This is a genomic window from Vibrio sp. (assembly GCF_047973365.1).
Lineage (GTDB): Bacteria > Pseudomonadota > Gammaproteobacteria > Enterobacterales > Vibrionaceae > Vibrio.
The window spans coordinates 1-22,761 of record NZ_JBKEBW010000113.1 but is presented as its reverse complement, the minus strand read 5'-3'; the positions used below and the strand labels follow the sequence as shown (position 1 = coordinate 22,761).

The 22,761-nt window shown below is 43.3% G+C and carries 22 protein-coding genes and 1 pseudogene; 15 read left to right on the top strand and 8 right to left on the bottom strand.

Annotated elements, in window-relative coordinates; all coding sequences use genetic code 11:
- Positions 1 to 218 (top strand): IS3 family transposase (locus tag ACK5MF_RS14690; RefSeq protein WP_416919910.1); only part of this gene is annotated, 218 nt, incomplete at its 5' end.
- Between the two features lie 36 nt (positions 219 to 254).
- Here ACK5MF_RS14690 and ACK5MF_RS14685 read toward each other — a convergent pair.
- Positions 255 to 1,478: pseudogene (locus ACK5MF_RS14685) on the bottom strand (SulP family inorganic anion transporter); the annotation flags it as partial.
- Between the two features lie 254 nt (positions 1,479 to 1,732).
- Positions 1,733 to 4,807, bottom strand: coding sequence for a ribonuclease E (rne, locus tag ACK5MF_RS14680; RefSeq protein ID WP_416923342.1), 3,075 nt, complete (start codon positions 4,805 to 4,807; stop codon positions 1,733 to 1,735).
- Positions 4,808 to 5,415: 608 nt separating this feature from the next.
- Here rne and rluC point away from each other — a divergent pair.
- Positions 5,416 to 6,366 (top strand): 23S rRNA pseudouridine(955/2504/2580) synthase RluC, encoded by a 951-nt coding sequence (gene rluC / locus ACK5MF_RS14675; RefSeq protein ID WP_416923341.1) that lies wholly within the window; start codon positions 5,416 to 5,418, stop codon positions 6,364 to 6,366.
- A 162-nt stretch (positions 6,367 to 6,528) separates the two neighbouring features.
- On the opposite strand, the gene ACK5MF_RS14670 is transcribed toward rluC, so the two are convergent.
- The 6 genes from ACK5MF_RS14670 to ACK5MF_RS14645 form a co-directional block, all read right to left on the bottom strand.
- Positions 6,529 to 7,110: a Maf family protein gene (locus tag ACK5MF_RS14670; protein ID WP_416923340.1), complete on the bottom strand. Its 582-nt coding sequence runs from the start codon at positions 7,108 to 7,110 to the stop codon at positions 6,529 to 6,531.
- Positions 7,111 to 7,340: 230 nt separating this feature from the next.
- Complete coding sequence (locus ACK5MF_RS14665) at positions 7,341 to 7,661, bottom strand: hypothetical protein (protein WP_416923339.1); 321 nt, start codon at positions 7,659 to 7,661, stop codon at positions 7,341 to 7,343.
- Positions 7,662 to 7,983: 322 nt separating this feature from the next.
- Positions 7,984 to 8,934, bottom strand: a complete 951-nt coding sequence (locus tag ACK5MF_RS14660; RefSeq protein ID WP_416923338.1) for a hypothetical protein — start codon at positions 8,932 to 8,934, stop codon at positions 7,984 to 7,986.
- 41 nt (positions 8,935 to 8,975) lie between these two features.
- The gene (locus ACK5MF_RS14655) at positions 8,976 to 9,398 is read right to left on the bottom strand and encodes a hypothetical protein (RefSeq protein WP_416923337.1); all 423 of its coding nucleotides are present in this window, start codon (positions 9,396 to 9,398) and stop codon (positions 8,976 to 8,978) included.
- 4 nt (positions 9,399 to 9,402) lie between these two features.
- Positions 9,403 to 9,633 carry a hypothetical protein gene (locus ACK5MF_RS14650; protein ID WP_416923336.1) on the bottom strand — a complete coding sequence of 77 codons (231 nt, stop codon included), beginning with the start codon at positions 9,631 to 9,633 and terminating at the stop codon, positions 9,403 to 9,405.
- 493 nt (positions 9,634 to 10,126) lie between these two features.
- Positions 10,127 to 11,698: a tyrosine-type recombinase/integrase gene (locus ACK5MF_RS14645; RefSeq protein ID WP_416923335.1), complete on the bottom strand. Its 1,572-nt coding sequence runs from the start codon at positions 11,696 to 11,698 to the stop codon at positions 10,127 to 10,129.
- A 211-nt stretch (positions 11,699 to 11,909) separates the two neighbouring features.
- Here ACK5MF_RS14645 and yceD point away from each other — a divergent pair, with 211 nt between their 5' ends.
- The 13 genes from yceD to ACK5MF_RS14580 all read left to right on the top strand — a co-directional run bounded on the left by yceD (position 11,910) and on the right by ACK5MF_RS14580 (position 22,481).
- A complete protein-coding gene (gene yceD / locus ACK5MF_RS14640) occupies positions 11,910 to 12,434 on the top strand; it encodes a 23S rRNA accumulation protein YceD (protein ID WP_165311863.1) in 525 nt (174 codons plus the stop codon).
- Between the two features lie 33 nt (positions 12,435 to 12,467).
- Entirely contained in the window at positions 12,468 to 12,638 is a 171-nt protein-coding gene (gene rpmF, locus ACK5MF_RS14635) for a 50S ribosomal protein L32 (protein ID WP_165311862.1), read from the top strand.
- Between the two features lie 9 nt (positions 12,639 to 12,647).
- A complete protein-coding gene (plsX, locus tag ACK5MF_RS14630) occupies positions 12,648 to 13,673 on the top strand; it encodes a phosphate acyltransferase PlsX (protein ID WP_416923334.1) in 1,026 nt (341 codons plus the stop codon).
- Between the two features lie 5 nt (positions 13,674 to 13,678).
- Positions 13,679 to 14,629, top strand: coding sequence for a beta-ketoacyl-ACP synthase III (locus tag ACK5MF_RS14625; RefSeq protein ID WP_416923333.1), 951 nt, complete (start codon positions 13,679 to 13,681; stop codon positions 14,627 to 14,629).
- Positions 14,630 to 14,739: 110 nt separating this feature from the next.
- Entirely contained in the window at positions 14,740 to 15,663 is a 924-nt protein-coding gene (gene fabD / locus ACK5MF_RS14620; protein WP_416923332.1) for an ACP S-malonyltransferase, read from the top strand.
- Between the two features lie 27 nt (positions 15,664 to 15,690).
- Entirely contained in the window at positions 15,691 to 16,425 is a 735-nt protein-coding gene (fabG, locus tag ACK5MF_RS14615) for a 3-oxoacyl-ACP reductase FabG (RefSeq protein ID WP_416923343.1), read from the top strand.
- 232 nt (positions 16,426 to 16,657) lie between these two features.
- A complete protein-coding gene (acpP, locus tag ACK5MF_RS14610; protein WP_014204679.1) occupies positions 16,658 to 16,891 on the top strand; it encodes an acyl carrier protein in 234 nt (77 codons plus the stop codon).
- A gap of 91 nt (positions 16,892 to 16,982) precedes the next feature.
- Complete coding sequence (gene fabF, locus ACK5MF_RS14605) at positions 16,983 to 18,227, top strand: beta-ketoacyl-ACP synthase II (protein ID WP_416923331.1); 1,245 nt, start codon at positions 16,983 to 16,985, stop codon at positions 18,225 to 18,227.
- A 79-nt stretch (positions 18,228 to 18,306) separates the two neighbouring features.
- Positions 18,307 to 19,110: an aminodeoxychorismate lyase gene (gene pabC, locus ACK5MF_RS14600; protein ID WP_416923330.1), complete on the top strand. Its 804-nt coding sequence runs from the start codon at positions 18,307 to 18,309 to the stop codon at positions 19,108 to 19,110.
- Complete coding sequence (gene mltG / locus ACK5MF_RS14595; protein ID WP_416923329.1) at positions 19,107 to 20,120, top strand: endolytic transglycosylase MltG; 1,014 nt, start codon at positions 19,107 to 19,109, stop codon at positions 20,118 to 20,120. The genes pabC and mltG overlap by 4 nt, the downstream gene beginning before the upstream one ends.
- Positions 20,120 to 20,749 (top strand): dTMP kinase, encoded by a 630-nt coding sequence (tmk, locus tag ACK5MF_RS14590; protein WP_416923328.1) that lies wholly within the window; start codon positions 20,120 to 20,122, stop codon positions 20,747 to 20,749. Before mltG ends, tmk begins: the two co-directional genes overlap by 1 nt.
- 8 nt (positions 20,750 to 20,757) lie before the next feature.
- Entirely contained in the window at positions 20,758 to 21,723 is a 966-nt protein-coding gene (gene holB / locus ACK5MF_RS14585) for a DNA polymerase III subunit delta' (RefSeq protein WP_416923327.1), read from the top strand.
- On the top strand, positions 21,714 to 22,481 hold the full coding sequence (locus ACK5MF_RS14580) for a TatD family hydrolase (protein ID WP_416923326.1): 768 nt from the start codon (positions 21,714 to 21,716) through the stop codon (positions 22,479 to 22,481). The genes holB and ACK5MF_RS14580 overlap by 10 nt, the downstream gene beginning before the upstream one ends.
- The last annotated feature ends 280 nt before the right edge of the window (positions 22,482 to 22,761 follow it).

Sequence of the window (22,761 nt, the reverse complement as noted above, 5' to 3'; positions counted from 1 at the left end):
TGTCGAGAAAAGGAAACTGTTTAGATAATGCAGTGGCTGAAAACTTCTTCGCTTTACTCAAAACAGAGATGTATCACGGTCAAAGCTTCACTGATGCTGATGAACTGATTGCAAATATCGAAGAATATATAGAGTATTACAATACAAAACGGATTAAGGTGAAATTTAAAGGCCTGACTCCGATAGAATATCGAAATCAGGCCTTGCAAGCCGCTTAACAGAAATGTCCAACTTTATGGGGTCACTTCACTTGCGTAGATATGTTTGGCGTATTCCCAGGCAAACATAAGAGCCGAAGCAATGACACCGACAACCACAGCAATAGCCAAATCAGTAAACACGGTTACAACCGTTACCAGTATGATGACAAAGAAGTCTTGTTTAGGTACGCGGCGAGCAAGTTTAAAGGTTGCCCACTCGAAAGTGCCGATAACGACCATAAACATCACACCGACCAGAGCGGCAAGGGGAATCATCTCAATGAGCGATGCCGCAAACAAGATAAAGAACAACAGCATCACTGCTGCCACAATACCTGATAGGCGACCACGGCCACCGGAATTAATATTGATCATTGACTGGCCAATCATCGCACAGCCACCCATTGCACCGAACACTGAACAAGTAATGTTTGCTAAACCTTGTCCCATACATTCGCGGTTAGACTTACCACGAGTGTTGGTCATTTCGTCAAGCACTGTTAAGGTTAGTAGCGACTCAATCAAACCGATAGCAGCCAAAATGACAGAATATGGCAGAATGATTTGCAAAGTCTCCAGTGTCATAGGGACAACTGGGAAGGCAAAAGTTGGCAGTGTACCTGCAAGCGTTGCGCCGTCATTACCCGACATTGCACGCAAGAAATCGACAACAGTACGCGTTTCTAACCCAAGCCCTTGAACCAGAAGAGTAACGGTAACAATCGCTGCTAATGAAGATGGAACTGCAGTGGTAATTTTCGGTAGAAAGTGAATGATAGCCATAGTCAAAGCGGCTAAACCTAACATCAGGAATAGTTGCTCGTTTGGAAGCCATGTGAGCGCGCCACTCAAATCGGGTGCTTTGAACTGACCTAACTGTGCAAGGAAGATAACAATAGCTAAGCCATTGACGAAGCCGATCATCACAGGGTGTGGAACCATGCGAATGAACTTACCGAGTTTAAATAAACCCGCGGCAATTTGTAGAATCCCTGTAAACAATATCGCTGCAAACAGGTATTGAACGCCGTGACTTGATACTAAACTGACCATTACCACAGCCATAGCGCCAGTCGCGCCAGAGATCATCCCCGGACGGCCACCGAAAATCGAAGTAATAAGACCAACAATAAATGCCGCATACAGGCCAACCATAGGGTCGACACCGGCGACAAATGCGAATGCGACGGCTTCTGGTACCAGAGCCAAAGCAACGGTAAGACCTGAAAGTACGTCATTTTTTACAGAGTGTTTGGAAAACTGGGGAAATTCAAACATGACTTGAGTGCTTTTCCTGATAATTGTAGTGAACCGACTTTAATTAGCACGCCCATTGAATAAAAGTGGGATGTGCCGAATGAAATCTCATCGGGCAAAAATGTATTCAAAAATCTGAACGTATCGAGTTAAAAATGAATGGCGGATGCTACAGAATTGTGTGATGAAGTTCAATAATGAACCAATAATCACCCTCAATGAGTTGCTACAAATAATAAAAAGCCACCCGAAGGTGGCTTTTAAAGAGATTGATATTAGTAACCCTGAGGTTTAGCCATTGCAGATCCTGCTTGACTGCTAGCGACTTGGCTACCAGCACCAATAGGTGCATAGCGTTCAGTGCGGAAAGGCGCGGCATTAACAGCAATTTCTCGCACTTCTTGCGGCCCAGAAGCTTTAGTCATCGGTGATGATGCATGACCTTTTGCTGGAGCTGTAACACTCGCTTTCTTCGCTGGTTCAACTACTGGTACAGGGATCTCAGCCGCTTGTTCTTGTTCTACCACTTCTCCCACAACAACTTTTGCTACAGGCGCTTCTGTTGTCGGTTGTTCAATGGTTTCAACTGCTGGGGCTTGTTCCACTTCAGGTTGAGTAACTGGTGCTTGTTCAACAGCAGCTGGTGTAACAACTGTTTCAGCGACAGGTGCTTGTTCAACGACAGGCGTTTCAGCCACAGTTTCTGGAGCTTTCTCAACTGGCGCTTCAGCAACAGTTACGTCACGACGAACAATCACTTTACCCATCGCCATTTCAGGGAATGCGTAGCCGCCTAGTGCTGGTGTTGATGCAACGGTTTGTTCAACTACTGCTTGTTCAACTACTGCTTGCTCAATTACGGCTTCACCCTGAGTCTGCGCTTTAACTACTGGTTTAGCTAAATCGTAACGTGGCATCACTTTACCCATCGCCATCTCAGGAGATGCTACCCCACCTTTACGTAGGCGGAATGGGTTAGGGCGACGATCGCGACCACGGCGACGACGCTGACCACTTGCACGAAGGTGACGAGGTGAACGACGATTACGACGTTGCTTCTGTTCATCTTGCTGTTCTGCGTTGTCGGTCTCTACATCTGCTTGAATCGGATCACTGTTAAGTTGTTGAATAACAGGTGCTGTCAGTTCGGTAGCGATAGGCTGTTCAACAATGTCTGTTTCTTCAGTTTGTTGATTGCTCACGCGTACTTGCTTATTAAGCTTGCGACGCTGGCGACGCTCTTTAACCACGGCAGCTTTCGTCTGCTGAACTTCGTTTGCTGGTTTTTCAGAAATTTCTTGTTGCGCTTCAGCCGCTAATTGCAGACCTTCTTGTTGAAGCTTGTTTGATTTAGCTTCATTACGATCGCGTTTGTTACGACGCTCTTGCTTAGGTTTGCGCTCTTGCTGTTTGTTTTCGTTTGCAACAACTTGTTGTTCACTCTCAACTTTGTCATTCGCCTTATCACTTGGTTTACGGCGGTTTCTGTCTCGAGAGTTATTGTTACGACGGCGGTCATTACGCTCACGACGTTGAGGTTGCTTTTTAGGTTCGTTATCAGCGTCAGTTGTTTCTTTTGCTTGGTCTTTTTTCTCTTCTTCTGAAGAAGCAAAAATACTGGACAGAGCTTTGAAGAAACGGCTCACCAAACCTGGTTTTTGTTCAGCTGTTGGTGTTTCTACTGTTGTTTCAACTTTCGCTTTAGCAACCGGAGCAGGAGCTGGCGTTGGCGCTGATTGTGCTGGCGAAGCAAAGCCTTTTAACGCTGGTTCTTCGATGCGTTTTGGGCGGAAATCTTGTTCGCTCGTCTCTTTACCTTCGGCTTCTTTTAACGCTTCAAGCTTTTTAGGGATCAGATAAGAAAGGATCTCGTGCTCTTCACCTTCACGCACACGAACCACTTCAAAATGAGGTGTTTCCATGTCTGAATTTGGAACGATGGTAATTCGAACTTCTTGAATACGTTCAATGTGGCTAATTGAGCGGCGTTTTTCGTTCAATAGATATGAAGCAATAGAAACCGGCACAACCGCCAGAACTTGTGACGTGTTGTCTTTCAACGCTTCTTCTTCAATTAAACGAAGAACAGAAAGTGCCAGAGATTCGTTGTCACGAACCACACCGGTACCAGAACAACGCGGACAAATATGATGGCTTGCTTCAGCCAGAGAAGGGCTCAAGCGTTGACGAGACATTTCTAAAAGACCAAAACGTGAGATACGACCAATCTGTACACGGGCACGGTCTAAACGAACCGCATCACGCAGACGGTTTTCTACTTCGCGTTGGTGACGAACAGGTGTCATATCAATGAAGTCGATAACAACCAGACCACCTAAGTCGCGCAGACGTAATTGGCGTGCAATTTCATCAGCCGCTTCTAAGTTGGTGTTCAAAGCCGTTTCTTCGATATCGCCGCCTTTTGTCGCGCGAGCTGAGTTGATATCAATAGAAGTGAGTGCTTCTGTTGGGTCAATAACAATTGAACCGCCAGAAGGTAGGCGCACTTCACGTTGGAACGCCGATTCGATTTGGCTTTCGATTTGGAAGTGGCTAAATAGCGGCACTTCACCTTCGTATTTCTTAACGCGGTTTACGAAATCAGGGCGTACCAGACGGATATGGTCAAGTGCTCGTTCGTAGATAGTATTACTATCGATCAGAATTTCACCGATATCACGACGCAAGTAGTCACGAATCGCACGTACGATAACGTTACTTTCTTGGTGGATAAGGAATGGTGCAGGGTTCGAATCAGACGCTTGTTTGATTGCCGCCCAATGGTTCAATAGAACGTTTAAATCCCATTCTAACTCTTCACCATTTTTGCCTACACCTGCAGTACGAACAATTAGCCCCATACCTTGCGGCAGTTCTAATGTACTTAATGCAGATTTAAGCTCAGTACGTTCATCACCTTCGATACGGCGAGAAATACCGCCCGCACGAGGGTTATTTGGCATAAGAACCAAGTAACTCCCTGCAAGAGAAATGAATGTTGTTAGCGCTGCGCCTTTACTACCACGCTCCTCTTTTTCAATTTGAACGATAACTTCTTGGCCTTCTTTAAGCACTTCTTTAATGCTTGGACGACCTTGGTAGGTATAACCTTCTGGGAAGTATTCGCGGGCAATTTCTTTAAGAGGAAGGAAACCGTGTCTTTCAGCGCCGTAATCAACGAAAGCAGCTTCTAAACTTGGTTCAATTCGGGTGATTCGACCTTTGTAGATGTTCGCTTTTTTAGATTCGTGTCCAGGACTTTCGATATCAAGATCGAATAATCGCTGGCCATCAACCAAAGCGACACGCAACTCCTCTTTCTGAGTTGCGTTAATAAGCATTCTTTTCATTTAAAAATCTCGTAATTTTTTCTTTGTTTTGATTATTGTTCTTGTCACATTTGGTTCGCTTTCATGGTGCCAGATCCCATGGCTTGATTCATTACAGCCTCCCGGCTGGAGGGGATGCTCTGAGGGCACGTCAGTCATCACAAACTGAAACAGCCTGTGATCCGCATTGAGGCGGAGAAACTCATCATGAAAAGGCGAAGAGTAGAGCAACAAGAAACCCAAACCTGAAATGTCTTACGCCAATGCAGCATTAGGTTATAGGTTTACTACTCATTAACATTGCTTTAAGTAAACGATAAAAATAGAAATATACCAGTTCACTTATCGCAGGTGTGAACTATAGCAGTGACTGCTAATCACAGCAATGTGCTTTATTAGAAAGCGCTTAAAAATTTCTGGCTATGTTCAAAAGTGTTTCCTAGTCCGTGTCAATTTTAAGCAAAATAGCTAAGAAGTTTGTATTTTATCAATAACAAATAGCCCAGTTTTCGGGAGCAGAAGGCTTTGTGGTGTTTATTTCAACCAGTTATCAAAAAAAAGCATTCGAAAAGCGTTTTTTAATCACGAAGAAAATATGAATTCAGCCAGTTTCAGTTAGAATAGTCGTCATGAACGAAATTAGAACTCAAGTCCAACTCATCGACATAGATGAAGATATGGCTGGTCAACGCATTGATAACTTTTTGCGTAACCAATTAAAAACAATTCCTAAAAGCATGGTTTACCGGATCTTGCGCAAGGGTGAAGTGCGTGTAAACAAAAAGCGCGTGAAAGCAGAATACAAGCTGGAAGCAGGGGATGTGGTTCGCGTGCCTCCTGTTACAGTGGAAGTGAAAGCTGATGAAACGGTTGCACCGAGCACTAAGCTTAATAAAGTTGCCGAGCTGGAAAGTTGCATTCTCCACGAAGATGAACATCTGCTGATCTTAAATAAGCCATCAGGTACGGCTGTACATGGCGGCAGCGGATTAAAATTTGGTGCTATCGAAGCATTGCGAGCCCTTCGCCCTCAAGCGCGTTTTTTAGAACTGGTGCATCGAATTGACCGCGATACATCCGGTATTCTGTTAGTTGCAAAAAAGCGCTCAGCGTTGCGTCATCTGCAAGCCCAGTTTAGAGAGAAAACAGTACAAAAATACTATTTTGCTCTGGTTATGGGCGAGTGGGAAAGCAAGTGGAAAGCGGTTAATGCGCCATTGTTAAAGAATGAAGTGAACAGCATTGTGCGTGTGAGTTCCAATGGCAAGCCATCAGAAACGCGTTTTAAGATCCTAGAGAAATTTGCACAGGCAACCTTGATTCAGGCGAGCCCAATTACTGGGCGAACTCATCAGATTCGTGTTCATACTCAATACATGGGACATCCTATCGCATGGGATGATCGTTATGGTGATCGTCGTTTTGACGCTTATACCGCGCAATTTGGTATTGACCGCTTATTTTTGCATGCCGCCAACATTCGTTTTATTCATCCGGCAACGGAAGAGTTGATGGAAGTTAATGCTCCGCTTGATTCGAAGTTAGAGAATGCTTTGGCAAAAATGAGAGATGCGAAATAAAAAATGCGAAATAATAGCAGATAGGTCATTTTAAAGGCGTCATTCCAGAATTTCGGAACGAAATATGCATTCCCACGTTCTGAAGTGACCCCCAATAATTGGTTGTCCAACTATTGGGGGTCACTTCAGAACGTGGGAACGAGGGCTCAAGCTTTTTTACGTTTACAGTACCGTAAAATTTTCATTCTCCAGAAGCTTGATGAGTTGAATCAAAGGGAGGCCAATCAGCGAGTTAGGGTCATCGCCTTCCAACTTCTCAAATAACGCAATTCCTAAACCTTCGCTCTTAAAACTACCAGCGCAGTTTAAAGGCAATTCTTTTTCCACATATCTCTCAACCATGCTTCTCGTTAAGTGTCGAAAATGCACTGTGAATGTATCGAGTGTAATTTGACTTTGTCGAGTGTGAGAGTTGTAGAGCGCCAGACCAGTATAAAAAGTAATGGCTTTACCACTTTGACTGATTAATTGTTCAATCGCTTTTTGTTGAGAATGCGGTTTACCAACGATTTGTCCGTCAATGACACAAACTTGATCCGAACCGACGATTAAACTCGGCTTTTCGACAACACAAGAGCGGGCTTTTTGATCGGCAAGTCTTTGCACTAATGATTCAGGTGATTCATTTTGCAGTGGTGTTTCATCACAGTCTGGCTGAGCGGTTATAAAAGGAATATTCAGTTTGTTTAGCAACTGTTGGCGAAAAGGTGAAGTTGAGGCTAAAACTAGTTGGTAATTTGGCATGGGGTTCACAAGGCGTTGGTATATAAGGAATATAAGGGTAGTGGATGCTCACTGTCAAGGCTTTAGTGACTCCTTTGTTGAACTCTTTAGTGACCTATTGGTAATGATATACACATAACGAAAGATGGGCACAAAGCGACCCTATGGGGTAAAACTCTGTGCTCAATTAGTTAGATGGTCACTCAGATTTTTCTGGTAGATTTTAATTAAGGTTGACTAGTTACTTTTGATTAGTTAGTATTATGCGCGTGTCTATAGCGAACTTTACGTATACTTTTCAAGGTAGCAAAGGCATAACTACGGTCTTCCTTAAAGGATGTGCTACGAGCGACTATACGAGCTTCTACGGGCTTGTTATCTTTAACTAATGCAGTTACTACCTTTTCCTTTAAAGATTCGTCTGTGATGATGGTAGAGAAGGCAGACACTACTGACATATAGAAACCAAGGTCTAACCACATAGCGTAAGCAATGACAGCTTCTTGTGTACCTAAAGTCTGTTTACCTTCTCGATATCCTAAGTTATGCACATGCAATTTTTGCAGGAGCATTAGTTCCTTAGCTACTTTAGTTCGCCATTGGTTAGGAGCTTTCTTCTTGTCCTTCCCAGTGTAAGCCTTCCAGAAGTCGGTAAGGTCAAACAGTCCGTTAGTCTCTGGGACTGAATGGATAGTGACACCATTTAAAGTAAGTGTCTGTTTTGTATTGTTCATATTCATTATTAATAATTCTCCTCTTTTTCTCTTTATGCACATTTAAGGGATGGTCATTTCTTGACCAAAAGACCCCCCAAAACGGAGGGTCATTTCTTGACCAAAAGACCCCCCAAAACGGAGGGCTTGTCCTTGTTTATCTATGTGTATGTGTGTATATCTAAACTTCAGGCTCTGAACCTAAGCGGAACTGAGCGATGAGTGGCATTGTCACATCAACTGTCTGACCCTCAATATCAACCTGTGTGAATCCTGAAGCTAATACCTCAGCAAACGCAGAGATTTCCATGATGCTTGATTGGGTCTGAGCAATGCGTCTCACTTCAAAGTTAACCACCTTGCCACTCTCTGACTCTTCAAAGCTTATCGCTGTATGACGAGTTGGAATTACATAACCATACTCCTGAGTACCTGTTTCTTCAGTCTTGCTTGTGAAAGCGAATACTTCGGTATTAAACATTTCATCAAGTGATTTAAAGCCATTAATACGAGATGAATACTCAAGGGCTGTGAATGCTGTATCAGAAAGTCCCACAACGTAATCAGAGAGCTCTTTGCCTAATGGAAGTATATCTGCCTTAGCTAAGAAGATTGCTTCCTGTAGAGCCTCTCCGCGAGCTTTAAGACCAGTACCCTCAGCTTCAACAAATGGCATTACCTTTACGAGTTTCTCAAAGTCATCAGACCCTTCGATTAAGCTGAGCAGTTCTTTGTTTACCGTGTCATTTAGGCTCTCCACGATAGTGTCAACTTCTTGTTTCAGTGAAAGGTCGGTGATATGTCCACTAACTTCTGAATCATACAACTCAATGGCTGCACTAATTAGTAATCCTTCGTTGCATGGCTTTGAAACGACCAGAGAACCTTGTTTATGAGTAATGATGGATGGTTTACTATTTTGAGATTTATCCTGCATATTGAGCTTTACAGAGCGATTAGCGAGCGTAGGAACTTGGATGGTCTTAGGGTTGTCACCTTTGCGGTGAAACTTGAAGTATCGAGCATGTTCGCCACATTGAGTTTTGAACGCTACGCTGTTAAACAGACCATTTAGTTTAGTTGATAGCTGTGAAAGATAATTGTATGAATCTTGAGGATTATGGTTTATCATGGGTGTTATTCTCTCCTTATTATTAGTTATTAGCACGACCATTACCATTTAATTGATGGAATTGGGTCTTGGTTTGGATTGTTGGTGTATAGAGGCTTAGAGCGCATACGGTTTGCAACATGCTTACGAATCTCAGCGGCTGTAACTTCACGTTCTGCTTTCAGCTTGGCTTGATATGATGGGTCTCTGAGTTGAGCAATACGTGCTCTTTCAGCTAATTCCTTGGCTTCTCTTTCTGCTGCTTCAGCAAGTTGGATTCGATGGCTGACCAATCTGGTGTCACGGTGTTTAGATAAAGGTGTTTCCTTTAAGGCACTGTGAATGAACCCGACAGACCAACCAAGGTTAAGTAAAAGAGGAACTTGAACAGAATTAAAGTAAGCTGATGTGAAGGCTTGTCCGTGGACAGAATATGAATCAGTTTCTTCATGGTATTTGATAATTGAATTAGGTGAATTAGTCATATTGTTAAATCACTCCTTCTTTCTCAAGTTGAAACCTTGCTTGCTCATATGCAGCTTCTTTACGACCAGCTTCCATTCCTGAGTAGGTGATGCCTTGCATACCATTCAAGGTTGCTTCTAATTTGTCTGCTGCTGATAGACTATGCTCAGATTTGCTTTTACGTAGTAAGTCGACCATTCGCTTATGAAGTAGAACTTTCTGTGTGAACGATAGACGATTAGTTGTTTGATTCATTGGTGCTGTTCTCCTTGGTAATGATGATTAGAGATGATTAGAAATAGAAAAGACACTGGTCGAAACACTCAATGCACCTCGGTAGACGAAATGACTCATATGATTGTGTTTACAACGCAGTGTCTTAACTGGTGTAGCTATTGCTAATATGATTGATTGAAATTAACTTGTGGCTACAGAAGACCAATGAACAAAGGACTTATTGATTCTGCCTTGGTGTAGTTCGTTGGGTCTTCCTAATAGTCAGGGTTTATTAAGATGGACTTAATGTAGATAGATATTTAATCAACAATAATAATATTAATAATCATCATTAAACTTAATGTAATCTATCATTGGGATACCCTCTTACTCCCTATAGTCAGGGTTAATTAATGTTATTGATTTATAAGGATATTTTGTCATCTCTCAGGTGTCAGTGAACGTCTATTTGTTATCATTATGTATCAACATTTGTTATCATTATGTAATTAACCCTGCCTTGTAGTTGAGATTAGTTATCATCTCTAAATGACCATAGTTTCAGCATCTCTTTATACAATCGCTCGACATCAACACCAGCCGAACCATACAAGCCATATGTGATTGATTGTGTATGCCCTAAGATTTCCTTTGCGAAGCTTTCAGGCATCTTATTGTTTAGACATAGAGTAGCCATGCTGTGACGGAAAGAATGCATTGTGAGCGTCACAGGAGCTTCTGTGTGATTCTCTCGATACGCTTTGATAAGCTTGCCTATCTTGATGCTGTTCAGTTGTCGGTCATTGTTATCAAGTCTAAAAATATTGTCTGAATCATCATTACAGGTATCGACTACTTCATCTAAGAAATGCTTCAGGTTAAAGCCATATGCTCCATCTATGAGCGGTACAACACGAGCAGACGCTGAGTTTTTGAGTACATTGTCTCCGCTATCGCTAATATTGATGTAATGGCACAGACCGTTCTCTGATAGCTTTATGTCGCCTTTACGTAGCTGTAGGACTTCATTGAGCCTTGCTCCTGTGATTGCAGCTATCTGTGGAATCCATTTGATAAACTTCATTGCTTCGATGGTTTTCTTACTGCGCTTAGCTTTAGTGCTAAACCAATCTTCACGGAAGTATTTCAATACATGATTAATCTGGTCTTCGGTTAAAGCCTTGGCTTCCTTCTGTTCACGGTCTTTGAATAGCAGCTTAACGGCAGGACTCTTTGGAATGACATCAAGTAACTCAGCGTATTTAAACACTGCTACGATATTTCTGATTTGACCATTAACCGTAGATAACTTTAAACCATCATTAGATAGAGCTGTACGCACTTCCAAGAGGTTTTGTCGTGTTATCTGGTCAATTGGCTTAGACGCAAGGTTGCAAGCTTCAAAGTAGTTAACGAGCTTTCTTACTGTAGCCGCTTTGGTTCCCAATGTTGCCTTTGTCCAACTTCCAGTTACTTCCTTTTCAGTGATGTAATCATCAATCATGGAAACAATAGTGTTAGGAGAGTTAGGAGAGTTAGGAGAGTTAGGAGAGTTAGGTGATTTAACTTCGTTCGCATTGCTATCCACAATAGCTAACAGACCTTCTGTATCGTTATCTAAGCCCTTTTTCATTACTTCCGAATACGATTGTATAAATCTGACTTGATTGACCGTTGTAGCTGATTGTAGAGCCTCCTGTGCTAACTCTAAGTTTCCCTTGTAGAACCAATCGATATTAGTTTTATTTGGTCTTAGTAACTCAGTTTTAGCCAATTCTTTGATATAAACCCTCATATGGCTGAAATCTACAAACTGACCTGCCTTCTCAATTAATGCATCTTTCAGGTAAATAGTGTTCATCGTTGCAGTCCTCCTCTCCGTTGTTCTAAGTGACACCGTAATGCTTTCATTCTGTAATTGATTTCGATGGAAGACTCGCAGGTAATACGTGTTCTGCTTCTTGATTGTCGTAAAGTAGACTTTGCAGGCTGAACTTGCTGTCCTCCTATAGTCAGTGTTAATTAATACAGATGGAGACTGAAGGGAAGAGGCGTAGTGACTTCTCGTAGTGACTTCATTCTGATTTGATACGGAGTAGGTCATAATAATCTCTTTATAATTAGAGAGTTAACCTTGTTCTCATACAAATCAGTTGGTAATTTTGCATTTTACTTTACAATTATCGGTAAGTTTATGTGCAGCATATAGCATTCAATGCGGTTGAACATAATTCTCCCCGTGAAAAGGGGAAAAATTGTATTTTTAACCCTTTTTCTTTGACTAAATCTATTTTGGAAGATAATATTCGCGCCCTATGCAAAAGGTAAAGATACCGCGAACGATTGATCCGGGCAAAGCGGCTCAAAAACGACTTGATTACGATGGCATCATCCAAATGAGTCTTTTGAAGCGCCTAGAGGAATCAGTCGATAGCGTAAAACGCGACGCACAAGTCTCATTGTCATTTGGGCTTGATGAACAGCAACTCGTTGTTATCTCTGGTAAAGCTAACATCGAAGTTGATTTAGAGTGTCAGCGCTGTAATGAGGTTTTCGCACACGAGTGCGAGATTGAATTCACTTATACTCCTATTACTGGGAAAAAAAGTGATGAAGAGATTCCCGACGATTACGATTTGGTAGATCTTAATGAGTACGGTGAAGTTGACCTGGTTCAGTTAGTTGAAGACGAGTTCATCTTAAGTTTGCCTCAAGTAGCAATGCACGATGATGCGGATTGTAGCGTTCAATCAGACAACATGGTGTTTGGTGAAATTCCAGAAGAGATTTTGGAAGAGAAGCCGAATCCGTTCGATGTTTTAAAAAGTTTAAAGAAGTAATTCTTTAAAACACTTAACATAGGAGTAGGGTCAATGGCCGTACAAAAAGACCGTAAAACACGTTCACGTCGTGGCATGCGTCGTTCACACGATGCGCTAACTGCAGCTGCACTATCTGTAGACGCGACTTCAGGTGAAACTCACCTACGCCACAATGTAACTGCTGAAGGTTACTATCGTGGTAAAAAGGTTATCAACAAGTAAGGTTGACCTTTGCAAAATTTAACCGTTGCACTTGATGCAATGGGCGGGGATTTCGGTCCTCGCGTAACAGTGCCTGCCGCCGTGCAGGCACTGTCGCATTTCCCAGAGCTAAAAGTGACTCTCATCGGTGATCAAACTGAGATCGCCCAACAACTTTCTTTATTAGGTTACCAACCGAACGCTCGCTTGAGCGTCGTAAAGAGTGACCGTGTTATTTCGAATTCAGAAAAACCATCATTGGCTTTGCGTCATAGTGCTGGTACCTCTATGGGGATGACGATTGATCTCGTTGCTGACGGCCAGGCTGATGCCTGTGTGAGTGCCGGTAATACAGGTGCGTTGATGGCATTATCTCGTTTTAGGCTTAAACTATTGCCGGGAATCGATCGGCCTGCTTTGGTATCAGCGTTGCCTACCGCGTCAGGTGGTAAAACATGGATGCTGGATCTGGGTGCAAATGTGTCCAGCGACGCAGACTCCCTATTTCAATTTGCGGTAATGGGCGCGGCTTTGGCTGAGCAACATCTAGGGCGTCCCCCCCGAGTAGCGATACTCAATATTGGTGCGGAAGAGATTAAAGGCAACGATTTAGTTAAACGTTGTGCAGAAATGTTATCTCAAACCCACGCGGTCAATTTTATCGGCTACATTGAAGGGAACCAATTATTAATTGATGCAGCAGACGTTGTGGTATGTGATGGTTTTGTCGGCAATGTTTGTTTAAAAGCTTGTGAAGGAACGGCACAACTTTTTATCGATAGGCTAAAAAATAAGTTTTTAGGCTCATCCATAAAAGGTTGGATTGCGAAAAAGTTGTTTTCTGAACTATTTACTGAGCTAAAAACACTGAACCCCGACCAGTATAACGGTGCAAGTTTGCTAGGATTGCGCGGCATTGTAATAAAAAGTCATGGAAGTGCTGATGTACCCGCTGTCGTTAACGCGATTTCAGAGGCGGTGCATGAAGTTAAACGACAAGTACCCAGCCGTATAAGCGATCGTTTGGAAGCGGTTTTACTCGAGAGGCATTATTAGTCTTCATGTATAGCAAAATTTTAGGTACTGGCAGCTACCTGCCATCTCAGGTGCGTACCAACGCTGATTTAGAGAAAATGGTAGATACTAGTGATGAGTGGATTGTCACTCGTACTGGTATTCGCGAGCGTCGTATTGCAGCTGAAGATGAAACAGTTGCCGATATGGCGTTTTATGCAGCGCAAAATGCGATCGAAATGGCGGGCATTGATAAAAACGACATCGATCTCATCATTGTTGCGACTACCAGTAGTAGTCACGCTTTCCCTTCATCTGCCTGTCAGGTACAAGGAAAGTTAGGCATTAAAGGCTGCCCCGCATTTGATTTGGCGGCGGCTTGTTCTGGTTTTATCTATGCACTGTCGGTTGCTGACCAGCATATCAAAACGGGTATGTGCAAAAACGCATTAGTGATTGGCGCTGACGCTTTATCAAAAAGCTGTGACCCAACCGATCGCTCAACCCTTATTCTATTTGGTGATGCTGCAGGTGCAGTTGTGCTCGGTGCAAGTAAAGAACCGGGTATTCTTTCCACGCATATTTACTCAGATGGTGAGTTTGGCGAACTGTTAAGTCTGCCTGTGCCTGAGCGTGGCGGCGATGCAAATAAGTGGCTTTACATGGCTGGTAATGAAGTGTTCAAAGTAGCCGTGACACAGTTGTCTAAACTGGTTAAAGATACTTTAGAAGCTAACAATATGCATAAGTCTGAATTGGACTGGTTAGTTCCACACCAAGCAAACTATCGCATTATTTCAGCCACAGCGAAAAAGCTGTCTATGTCGCTAGACCAAGTGGTATTGACCCTGGATAAACACGGTAATACTTCTGCGGCAACTGTACCCACTGCGCTAGATGAAGCCGTTCGCGACGGGCGCATTAAACGTGGTCACAACTTACTTTTAGAAGCTTTCGGTGGCGGTTTCACCTGGGGCTCAGCTTTAATTAAATTTTAATTTAGCCAATCGATTTTCGTAATATTTTATCGTTACTATATCTCTAAGATATTGAAATAACAGTCTTTAAGGCGTTGAGTTAACGCCTTAATTATTTTGAGGAAACAGCAATGAGCAAGTTTGCTATCGTATTTCCAGGCCAAGGTTCTCAAGCTATCGGTATGCTTGCAGATCTAGCGCAACAGTATGATGTGGTTAACCAAACTTTTGCAGAAGCATCAGAAGCTTTAGGTTATGATTTATGGGCACTGGTTCAAAACGGTCCTGTTGAAGATCTAAACCAAACATTTCGTACACAGCCTGCATTACTTGCAGCATCAGTGGCTATCTGGCGTGTATGGCAAGAACTTGGTTTAGAGCAGCCAGCGGTTCTTGCAGGTCATAGCTTAGGTGAATATTCAGCGTTAGTATGCGCAGGTGTTATCGATTTCAAACAAGCGATTAGTTTAGTTGAGTTTCGTGGTAAAGCGATGCAAGAAGCGGTACCAGCCGGTACTGGTGCTATGTACGCTATTATTGGTCTTGATGACGAGGCGATTGCCAAAGCGTGTGAAGAAGCCGCTCAAGGCGATGTCGTCTCTCCTGTAAACTTCAACTCACCAGGCCAAGTTGTGATAGCGGGTCAGAAAGACGCCGTAGAACGTGCAGGTGCATTGTGTAAAGAAGCGGGTGCGAAGCGAGCACTTCCTTTACCTGTTTCTGTTCCTTCACATTGTGCATTAATGAAACCAGCAGCAGAACGTCTGGCTGAAGCTTTGGCTGAAATTAAATTCAATGCACCACAAGTTCCAGTGATCAATAACGTTGATGTGATTGCAGAAACTGATCCTGCGAAGATTAAAGATGCGCTTGTTCGTCAGCTTTATAGCCCAGTACGTTGGACTGAAGGCGTAGAGAAAATGAGCGAACAGGGTATTGAAAAATTGTTAGAGATGGGACCGGGCAAAGTTCTCACTGGTCTAACTAAACGTATTGTAAAAACCTTAGATGCCGCCGCAGTGAACGATATCGCTTCACTGGAAGCCGCTAAGTAAATATAGGAACCAAACATGAGTCAATTCATGAGTCTAGAAGGCAAAATTGCGCTGGTAACAGGTGCAAGCCGTGGTATTGGTAAAGCTATCACTGAACTATTTGTTGAACGTGGTGCCACAGTAATTGGTACAGCAACAAGTGAAAGTGGCGCAGAAGCAATCAGCGCATATCTTGGTAGCAACGGTAAGGGTTTTGCTCTTAACGTTACAGACGTTGAATCCGTTGAATCAGTATTGAAAGCGATTAACGATGAGTTTGGTGCTATCGATATTTTGGTTAACAACGCAGGTATCACTCGTGATAACCTACTGATGCGCATGAAAGATGACGAGTGGTCAGATATTTTAGATACTAACTTGACTTCTATCTTCCGTATGTCAAAAGCTGTGTTACGTGGCATGATGAAAAAGCGCAACGGTCGTATTATCAACGTAGGTTCTGTCGTTGGTACTATGGGTAACGCTGGACAAGCAAACTATGCAGCTGCAAAAGCGGGTGTGATTGGTTTTACTAAATCAATGGCACGTGAAGTGGCTTCGCGTGGCGTGACAGTCAATACAGTTGCACCTGGTTTTATCGAAACAGATATGACAAAAGCGCTGAATGATGAGCAACGTGCTGCTACACTTGCACAAGTACCCGCTGGTCGTCTAGGTGATCCACGTGAAATTGCTTCGGCAGTTGCATTTTTGGCTTCACCTGAAGGAGCTTACATTACGGGCGAAACTTTGCACGTAAATGGCGGCATGTATATGGTTTAATGCCATTTTTGTGCTAAGTTGGACATTGAGTCTTAAATGTGACCAACTTTGTATATTAATTGACAAAAAAATGCGTAAGATTTGTGCATGATATATGTCAAAAATGGTGTGAATTTCGGTTAAAATCGCCAATTTTGTGGTTTGACCAGCAAGGACCCCCTTGCAACTTTCCCTAGTTAGAATAAACTACGGAATCATCGCATTAGGCGAAATCTGTAAAGGAAAAGAAAAAATGAGCAACATCGAAGAACGCGTAAAGAAAATCATTGTTGAACAGCTAGGCGTAGACGAAGCAGAAGTTAAAAACGAAGCTTCATTCGTTGAAGATCTAGGTGCGGATTCTCTAGACACTGTAGAACTAGTTATGGCTCTAGAAGAAGAATTTGACACTGAGATTCCTGATGAAGAAGCAGAGAAAATCACTACTGTTCAAGCTGCGATCGACTACGTAAACAGCGCTCAGTAATGTCTCTTCCCAGGCGGTCATCTGACCGCCTGAGTTTTTCTCACTCATCTTTACCTCTCATAGAATTTTTCAATTCCCGGAGAATATGATCGTGTCCAAGCGTCGTGTCGTTGTCACTGGCATGGGTATGTTGTCACCAGTGGGCAACACAGTAGAATCTTCTTGGAAAGCCCTGCTAGCTGGTCAAAGTGGTATTGTTAATATTGAACACTTTGATACTACAAATTATTCAACTCGTTTCGCAGGTCTAGTCAAAGACTTTAACTGCGAAGATTACATGTCTAAAAAAGAAGCTCGCAAAATGGATTTGTTTATCCAGTATGGTATTGCAGCGGGTATTCAAGCGTTAGACGATTCTGGTTTATCGATCACTGCAGAAAATGCGCCACGCGTTGGTGTGGCTATTGGCTCAGGCATCGGTGGTCTAGAACTTATCGAAAATGGCCACTGTTCACTACTTGAAAAAGGTCCTCGTAAAGTTAGCCCATTCTTTGTACCTTCAACCATTGTAAACATGATTGCAGGTAATTTATCGATCATGCGTGGTCTACGTGGCCCTAACATCGCTATCTCTACCGCATGTACAACAGGCTTGCATAACATTGGTCATGCAGCTCGTATGATTGCTTACGGTGATGCGGAAGCTATGGTTGCCGGTGGTGCAGAAAAAGCGTCTACACCACTAGGAATGGCTGGCTTCGGTGCCGCTAAAGCATTATCTACTCGTAATGATGAACCTCAGAAAGCTTCTCGCCCTTGGGACAAAGACCGCGACGGTTTTGTTCTTGGCGATGGTGCTGGCATTATGGTTCTCGAAGAGTACGAACATGCTAAAGCTCGTGGTGCTAAAATTTACGCGGAAATCGTAGGCTTTGGTATGTCTGGTGATGCTTATCACATGACGTCACCAAGTGAAGACGGCTCTGGTGGTGCTTTAGCGATGGAAGCGGCAATGCGTGACGCTGGTTTAACGGGTGAACAAATCGGGTATGTGAATGCTCACGGTACATCTACGCCAGCAGGCGACGTTGCAGAAGTGAAAGGCATTAAACGTGCACTAGGTGAAGCGGGTTCGAAACAAGTTCTTATCTCTTCAACTAAGTCAATGACCGGTCACTTATTAGGTGCCGCAGGTTCTGTTGAATCTATCATTACTGTTATGTCTTTAGTCGACCAAATGGTTCCACCAACAATTAACCTTGAAAATCAAGAAGAGGGTTTAGATGTTGATCTTGTTCCAAACACTGCTCGTAAGGTGGAAGGTATGGAATACGCAATGTGTAACTCTTTTGGTTTCGGGGGAACAAACGGCTCATTGATCTTTAAACGCGTTTAAGATTTATTGAACTGTGCTTGTTTTGAAACGGCTTGATGCTTAGCATTAAGCCGTTTCTTTATTTTCAGGGAGCGGAAATATGATATGGATAAATGGCGAGCCGAAGGACTTCGTCTCAGTGGGCGATCGTTCCTTTCAATACGGTGATGGGTGCTTCACCACCATATTGACAAAACACAGTGAGATTGAACATTGGCCGTATCACATAGAGCGTATGGAAGCGTGTTTAACAGCGCTTGGCATACCTTTTCCTAATTGGTCTCAAGTTGAACAATGGTTGCAATTCGCCATTCTTCCAGATGCTAAAGCGGGCGTTAAAATTCACATCAGCAGAGGCACTGGTGGGCGAGGGTATAGCCCCGCTCATCTTACGCAACCCAATGTTACGATTAGCCGCTTTGAGTTTCCTGCGCATTACGCACAATGGCAAGCCGAAGGTTTGCGGCTTGGGGTTTGTTCCAAGCGTATGGGATTGAATCCGTTACTTGCAGGACACAAACATAACAATCGTTTAGAACAGGTATTGTTAAAAGGCGAAATGGAGCAAGCTGGGTATCTTGATGGAGTATGTTTAGATATTCATGGTCATATTGTCGAGACCACAGCAGCAAATATTTTTTGGCTAAAAGGCACTACTTTGTACACGCCTTCACTAAAAAATGCCGGAGTGGCAGGAGTTGCGCGCAGAAATATATTAGAATACGCCCGCCATCTTAGCTTAAAAGTCGTGAAAGGTGATTTCGAACTCGATCATCTTGATAACGCAGAAGAAGTTTTTATCTCTAACTCACTGCTAGAGGTCGCGCCTGTGGTTCAAATATCAGAGCATAAGTATTCGATAGGACAACAGACGCTAAGAATTCAGGAGAAATTTAATTCGTGATTAAAAAGTTATCTTTTTTATTGGTCATTCTTATCCTCTGTGTTGCTGGTGCGTATTTCTATGTCCAGAGCCAAGTAAACAGTTATCTTGAGCAGCCTCTAAAAATAGAACAGCCACAAATCGTTACGATTCAAAACGGTACTAGTCTTAATCGGGCTATGTCGATGTTGGTTGATAAAGCCTGGATTGAGCCTAGTTCGTTGTCGTCATTTATCCATCGATTACACCCAGAGTTCGCAGGTTTAAAGGCGGGTACGTATCAAATCACACCGGATATGGATTTGAATCAAGCGCTAATGCTGTTTATCTCAGGCAAAGAGCATCAGTTTGCGATCACTTTTGTTGAAGGCAGTCGATTTTCTGAATGGCGAGATATTCTTGCTAATAATCCGAATCTGAAACACACATTAGGTGCCTTAAGCGAAAAACAAATTGCTCAAGAGTTGGGTATCGAAAGGGAAAAACTGGAAGGATTATTCCTTGCTGAAACCTATCATTTTACTCATGGTGTGAGTGATTTAGATATCCTTAAACGTGCCCACGTGAAACTGAATGATATTCTCTCTGAAGCGTGGGAAAACAGACAAAGTGGCTTACCACTGAAATCGTCCTACGAAGCGCTGATTTTGGCCTCAATTATTGAGAAAGAGACAGCGGTTGAAGATGAACGAACCCAAATCTCATCTGTGTTCGTCAATCGCTTGAATAAACGCATGCGTTTGCAAACAGATCCGACGGTTATTTATGGTATGGGCGAAGCCTATGACGGCAATATCCGTAAGAAAGATCTCAAAACCCCGACGCCATACAATACTTATGTGATTTTGGGTTTACCACCAACTCCGATTGCGATGGCAGGCCCAGCTTCAATCAATGCCGCTCTTAATCCTAATCAAAGCAATGCCTTGTATTTCGTTGCTAGTGGTAATGGTGGACATGTGTTTTCAAAAACACTGGAAGAACATAACCGCGCAGTTCGCGCTTATCTAAAACAGATACGTAATAAATAATGAAATCAAAATTTATCGTTGTAGAAGGTCTCGAAGGGGCTGGTAAAAGTACCGCTATTCAAGCGATTGTAGAAACACTGCATGACGTTGGTGTTGAGCAAATAACACGTACGCGTGAACCCGGCGGTACTGTGCTGGCGGAAAAGATGCGCGAGTTGGTGAAGCAGGAACATGAAGGCGAAGTTTTGCAAGACATGACGGAACTCCTTCTCATGTATGCCGCTCGTGTTCAATTGGTCGAAAACGTGATTAAGCCCGCGCTTGCACAAGGTCATTGGGTTGTCGGTGATCGTCATGATATGTCTTCTCAGGCTTATCAGGGGGGGGGGCGCCAAATCTCTTGTCAAACCATGCAAAGCTTGAAGCAGACTACATTGGGCGACTTTAAACCGGATTTAACGCTCTACTTAGATATCGATCCTAAAGTGGGTCTCGAGCGTGCCCGTGGACGTGGGGAGCTCGACCGGATTGAAAAAATGGATATTAGCTTCTTCGAGCGAACAAGAGCGCGATATCTAGAGATTGCAAATGCAGATGATTCGGTTATTGTGGTTAACGCTGCACAAACCATTGATAAAGTGGCGCAGGATATTCAGTCTGCACTACGGCAATGGCTGCAGAGCGTATAGGAAACAATATGCAAAATCTCCATTCTTGGTTGCAAGGTAGTTGGGATAGTTGGAAGCGTCAGCTAGACAACAGCAGCTTTGCCTCTGCGACTCTGATCTCTTCCTCACCGGGTTTAGACACTTTTCAGTTAGCAGAGCAGTTTGCTCGCTCATTAATGTGCACTACTTCTACCAGTGAACCTTGTGGATTTTGTCACGGCTGCGATTTAATGCAATCGGGAAATCATCCTGATTATCATGTGGTTAAGCCAGAAAAAGAAGGCAAAGCCATTACGGTAGAACAGATCCGTCAATGTAATCGCATAGCCCAAGAGTCTTCACAGCTATCTGGCTATCGTCTTTTTGTGATTGAGCCAGCCGAAGCGATGAATGAATCCGCAGCCAATGCCTTATTAAAGACACTGGAAGAGCCACCAGAGAAGTGTGTGTTTGTGCTGATTGCTGCAAAAGTCAGTGCGTTGCTACCCACGATAGTTAGTCGATGCCAACAAGTAGCTATACCTGAACCTCACTCGGCAGTTGTCACACAATGGTTGAAAAAAGAGCTCGGCGTTGATGTTCCGACGTTCGCATCTCATCTCAATGGTAATGCACCTGTGCAGACCAAAGCCTTTATGCAATCTGGAGATATAGATGCATATAAGTCGATTGAAGAAAGCCTGATAGCCGCTATCCAAGGTGATGTCGATGCCGCGCTCAAGTGTACCAGTAAGTTGAATGAATCACCTGTCGCACGGCTGACTTGGCTCTGGTATCTGCTTACTGATGCTCAGAAAGTTCATTTTGGCGTTGCTCAAGCCAATTTTACGCCTGGCTGTCATACTTTATCTTCATTATTGAGCTATGTTGTTTTAGAAAAGCAGAGTTCAGAATTAGCGGTTTTAATCGAAAAACTGAAGCAGTTTACTGGCTTGAACACCGAGCTTTTAATTACCGATTGGATATTTAAGTTTAACGAGGAAACATGTTTGTAGATTCCCATTGTCATCTGGATAAGCTGGACTATCAAGATTTACATACTGATATATCGGATGTCGTGAACAAAGCTGCACAAGCAAATGTGAAACAGCTATTGTCGGTTGGTGTGACGCTTGACTCCTTTCCAGACATGCTCGAGATGATCGCACCATTTGATAATGTGCACGCATCCTGTGGCGTTCATCCACTGGATGTTGAAAGCGAATTTTCGTTAGATAAATTCCACGAATACGCCAAACATCCTAAGGTTGTAGCAATTGGTGAAACTGGCTTGGATTATCATTATCAGCCAGAAACGGCTGAATTGCAGAAGTTGCGTTTCTCACAACAAATTGAAACCGCCGTTGCACTAAATAAGCCCTTGATTATTCATACTCGCAATGCACGTTCGGATACCTTGGATATGCTGAAAAAGGGTGAGGCAGAGCGCTGTGGTGGCGTGATTCATTGCTTTACCGAAGATTTGGCATTTGCCCAAGCAGCAATGGAGCTAGGTTTCTATATCTCTATTTCCGGAATAGTCACCTTCAGGCAAGCAACAGAACTCAAAGAAGTGGTCAAAGTACTTCCGATTGAGCGGTTGCTGATTGAAACGGATTCACCGTATCTGGCCCCTATCCCGCATCGTGGAAAGGAGAACCAACCAGCTTATGTTGTTGAAGTTGCAGCTTACATTGCGCAGTTAAAAGGGTGCTCTCTATCTGAAATTGCAGCAAAAACCACCAAAAACTACCAGGATCTTTTTTTAAGATAGAAAATAACATCGGATTAAAAAAGGAGCATTTGCTCTTTTTTGTTTGCCCAGCAAAGCTGGCAAACCCGTCCACTTGAAAGAAAGTGGAGTCACCCTGACTAAGGGGAAGACAATCCGAATGGCAAGGGCGTCACGGGCTAACGGTGGGGTCTGAAGGAAGCCATAGGAAGTTAGATGTACACAACTAACCGTAATCTGTTTCGGCGGTACTGGTGGGTAAGCGTCCAAAATAGCGCAAAGCCCAATACTTAGTCAGACCAATACTGTGATTGAGGGTGGG

Bases quoted from the DNA above. Each gene is read 5' to 3' on its own strand.
- ACK5MF_RS14625 (WP_416923333.1), top strand. From the start codon at position 13,679: ATGTATAGCAAAATTTTAGGTACTGGCAGCTACCTGCCATCTCAGGTG.
- acpP (WP_014204679.1), top strand. From the start codon at position 16,658: ATGAGCAACATCGAAGAACGCGTAAAGAAAATCATTGTTGAACAGCTA.
- ACK5MF_RS14645 (WP_416923335.1), bottom strand. From the start codon at position 11,698: ATGACCTACTCCGTATCAAATCAGAATGAAGTCACTACGAGAAGTCAC.
- ACK5MF_RS14655 (WP_416923337.1), bottom strand. From the start codon at position 9,398: ATGACTAATTCACCTAATTCAATTATCAAATACCATGAAGAAACTGAT.
- fabG (WP_416923343.1), top strand. From the start codon at position 15,691: ATGAGTCTAGAAGGCAAAATTGCGCTGGTAACAGGTGCAAGCCGTGGT.
- rpmF (WP_165311862.1), top strand. From the start codon at position 12,468: ATGGCCGTACAAAAAGACCGTAAAACACGTTCACGTCGTGGCATGCGT.
- pabC (WP_416923330.1), top strand. From the start codon at position 18,307: ATGATATGGATAAATGGCGAGCCGAAGGACTTCGTCTCAGTGGGCGAT.
- yceD (WP_165311863.1), top strand. From the start codon at position 11,910: ATGCAAAAGGTAAAGATACCGCGAACGATTGATCCGGGCAAAGCGGCT.
- holB (WP_416923327.1), top strand. From the start codon at position 20,758: ATGCAAAATCTCCATTCTTGGTTGCAAGGTAGTTGGGATAGTTGGAAG.
- ACK5MF_RS14670 (WP_416923340.1), bottom strand. From the start codon at position 7,110: ATGCCAAATTACCAACTAGTTTTAGCCTCAACTTCACCTTTTCGCCAA.
- tmk (WP_416923328.1), top strand. From the start codon at position 20,120: ATGAAATCAAAATTTATCGTTGTAGAAGGTCTCGAAGGGGCTGGTAAA.
- rluC (WP_416923341.1), top strand. From the start codon at position 5,416: ATGAACGAAATTAGAACTCAAGTCCAACTCATCGACATAGATGAAGAT.
- ACK5MF_RS14665 (WP_416923339.1), bottom strand. From the start codon at position 7,661: ATGCTCCTGCAAAAATTGCATGTGCATAACTTAGGATATCGAGAAGGT.
- rne (WP_416923342.1), bottom strand. From the start codon at position 4,807: ATGAAAAGAATGCTTATTAACGCAACTCAGAAAGAGGAGTTGCGTGTC.
- fabD (WP_416923332.1), top strand. From the start codon at position 14,740: ATGAGCAAGTTTGCTATCGTATTTCCAGGCCAAGGTTCTCAAGCTATC.
- ACK5MF_RS14650 (WP_416923336.1), bottom strand. From the start codon at position 9,633: ATGAATCAAACAACTAATCGTCTATCGTTCACACAGAAAGTTCTACTT.
- ACK5MF_RS14660 (WP_416923338.1), bottom strand. From the start codon at position 8,934: ATGATAAACCATAATCCTCAAGATTCATACAATTATCTTTCACAGCTA.
- ACK5MF_RS14580 (WP_416923326.1), top strand. From the start codon at position 21,714: ATGTTTGTAGATTCCCATTGTCATCTGGATAAGCTGGACTATCAAGAT.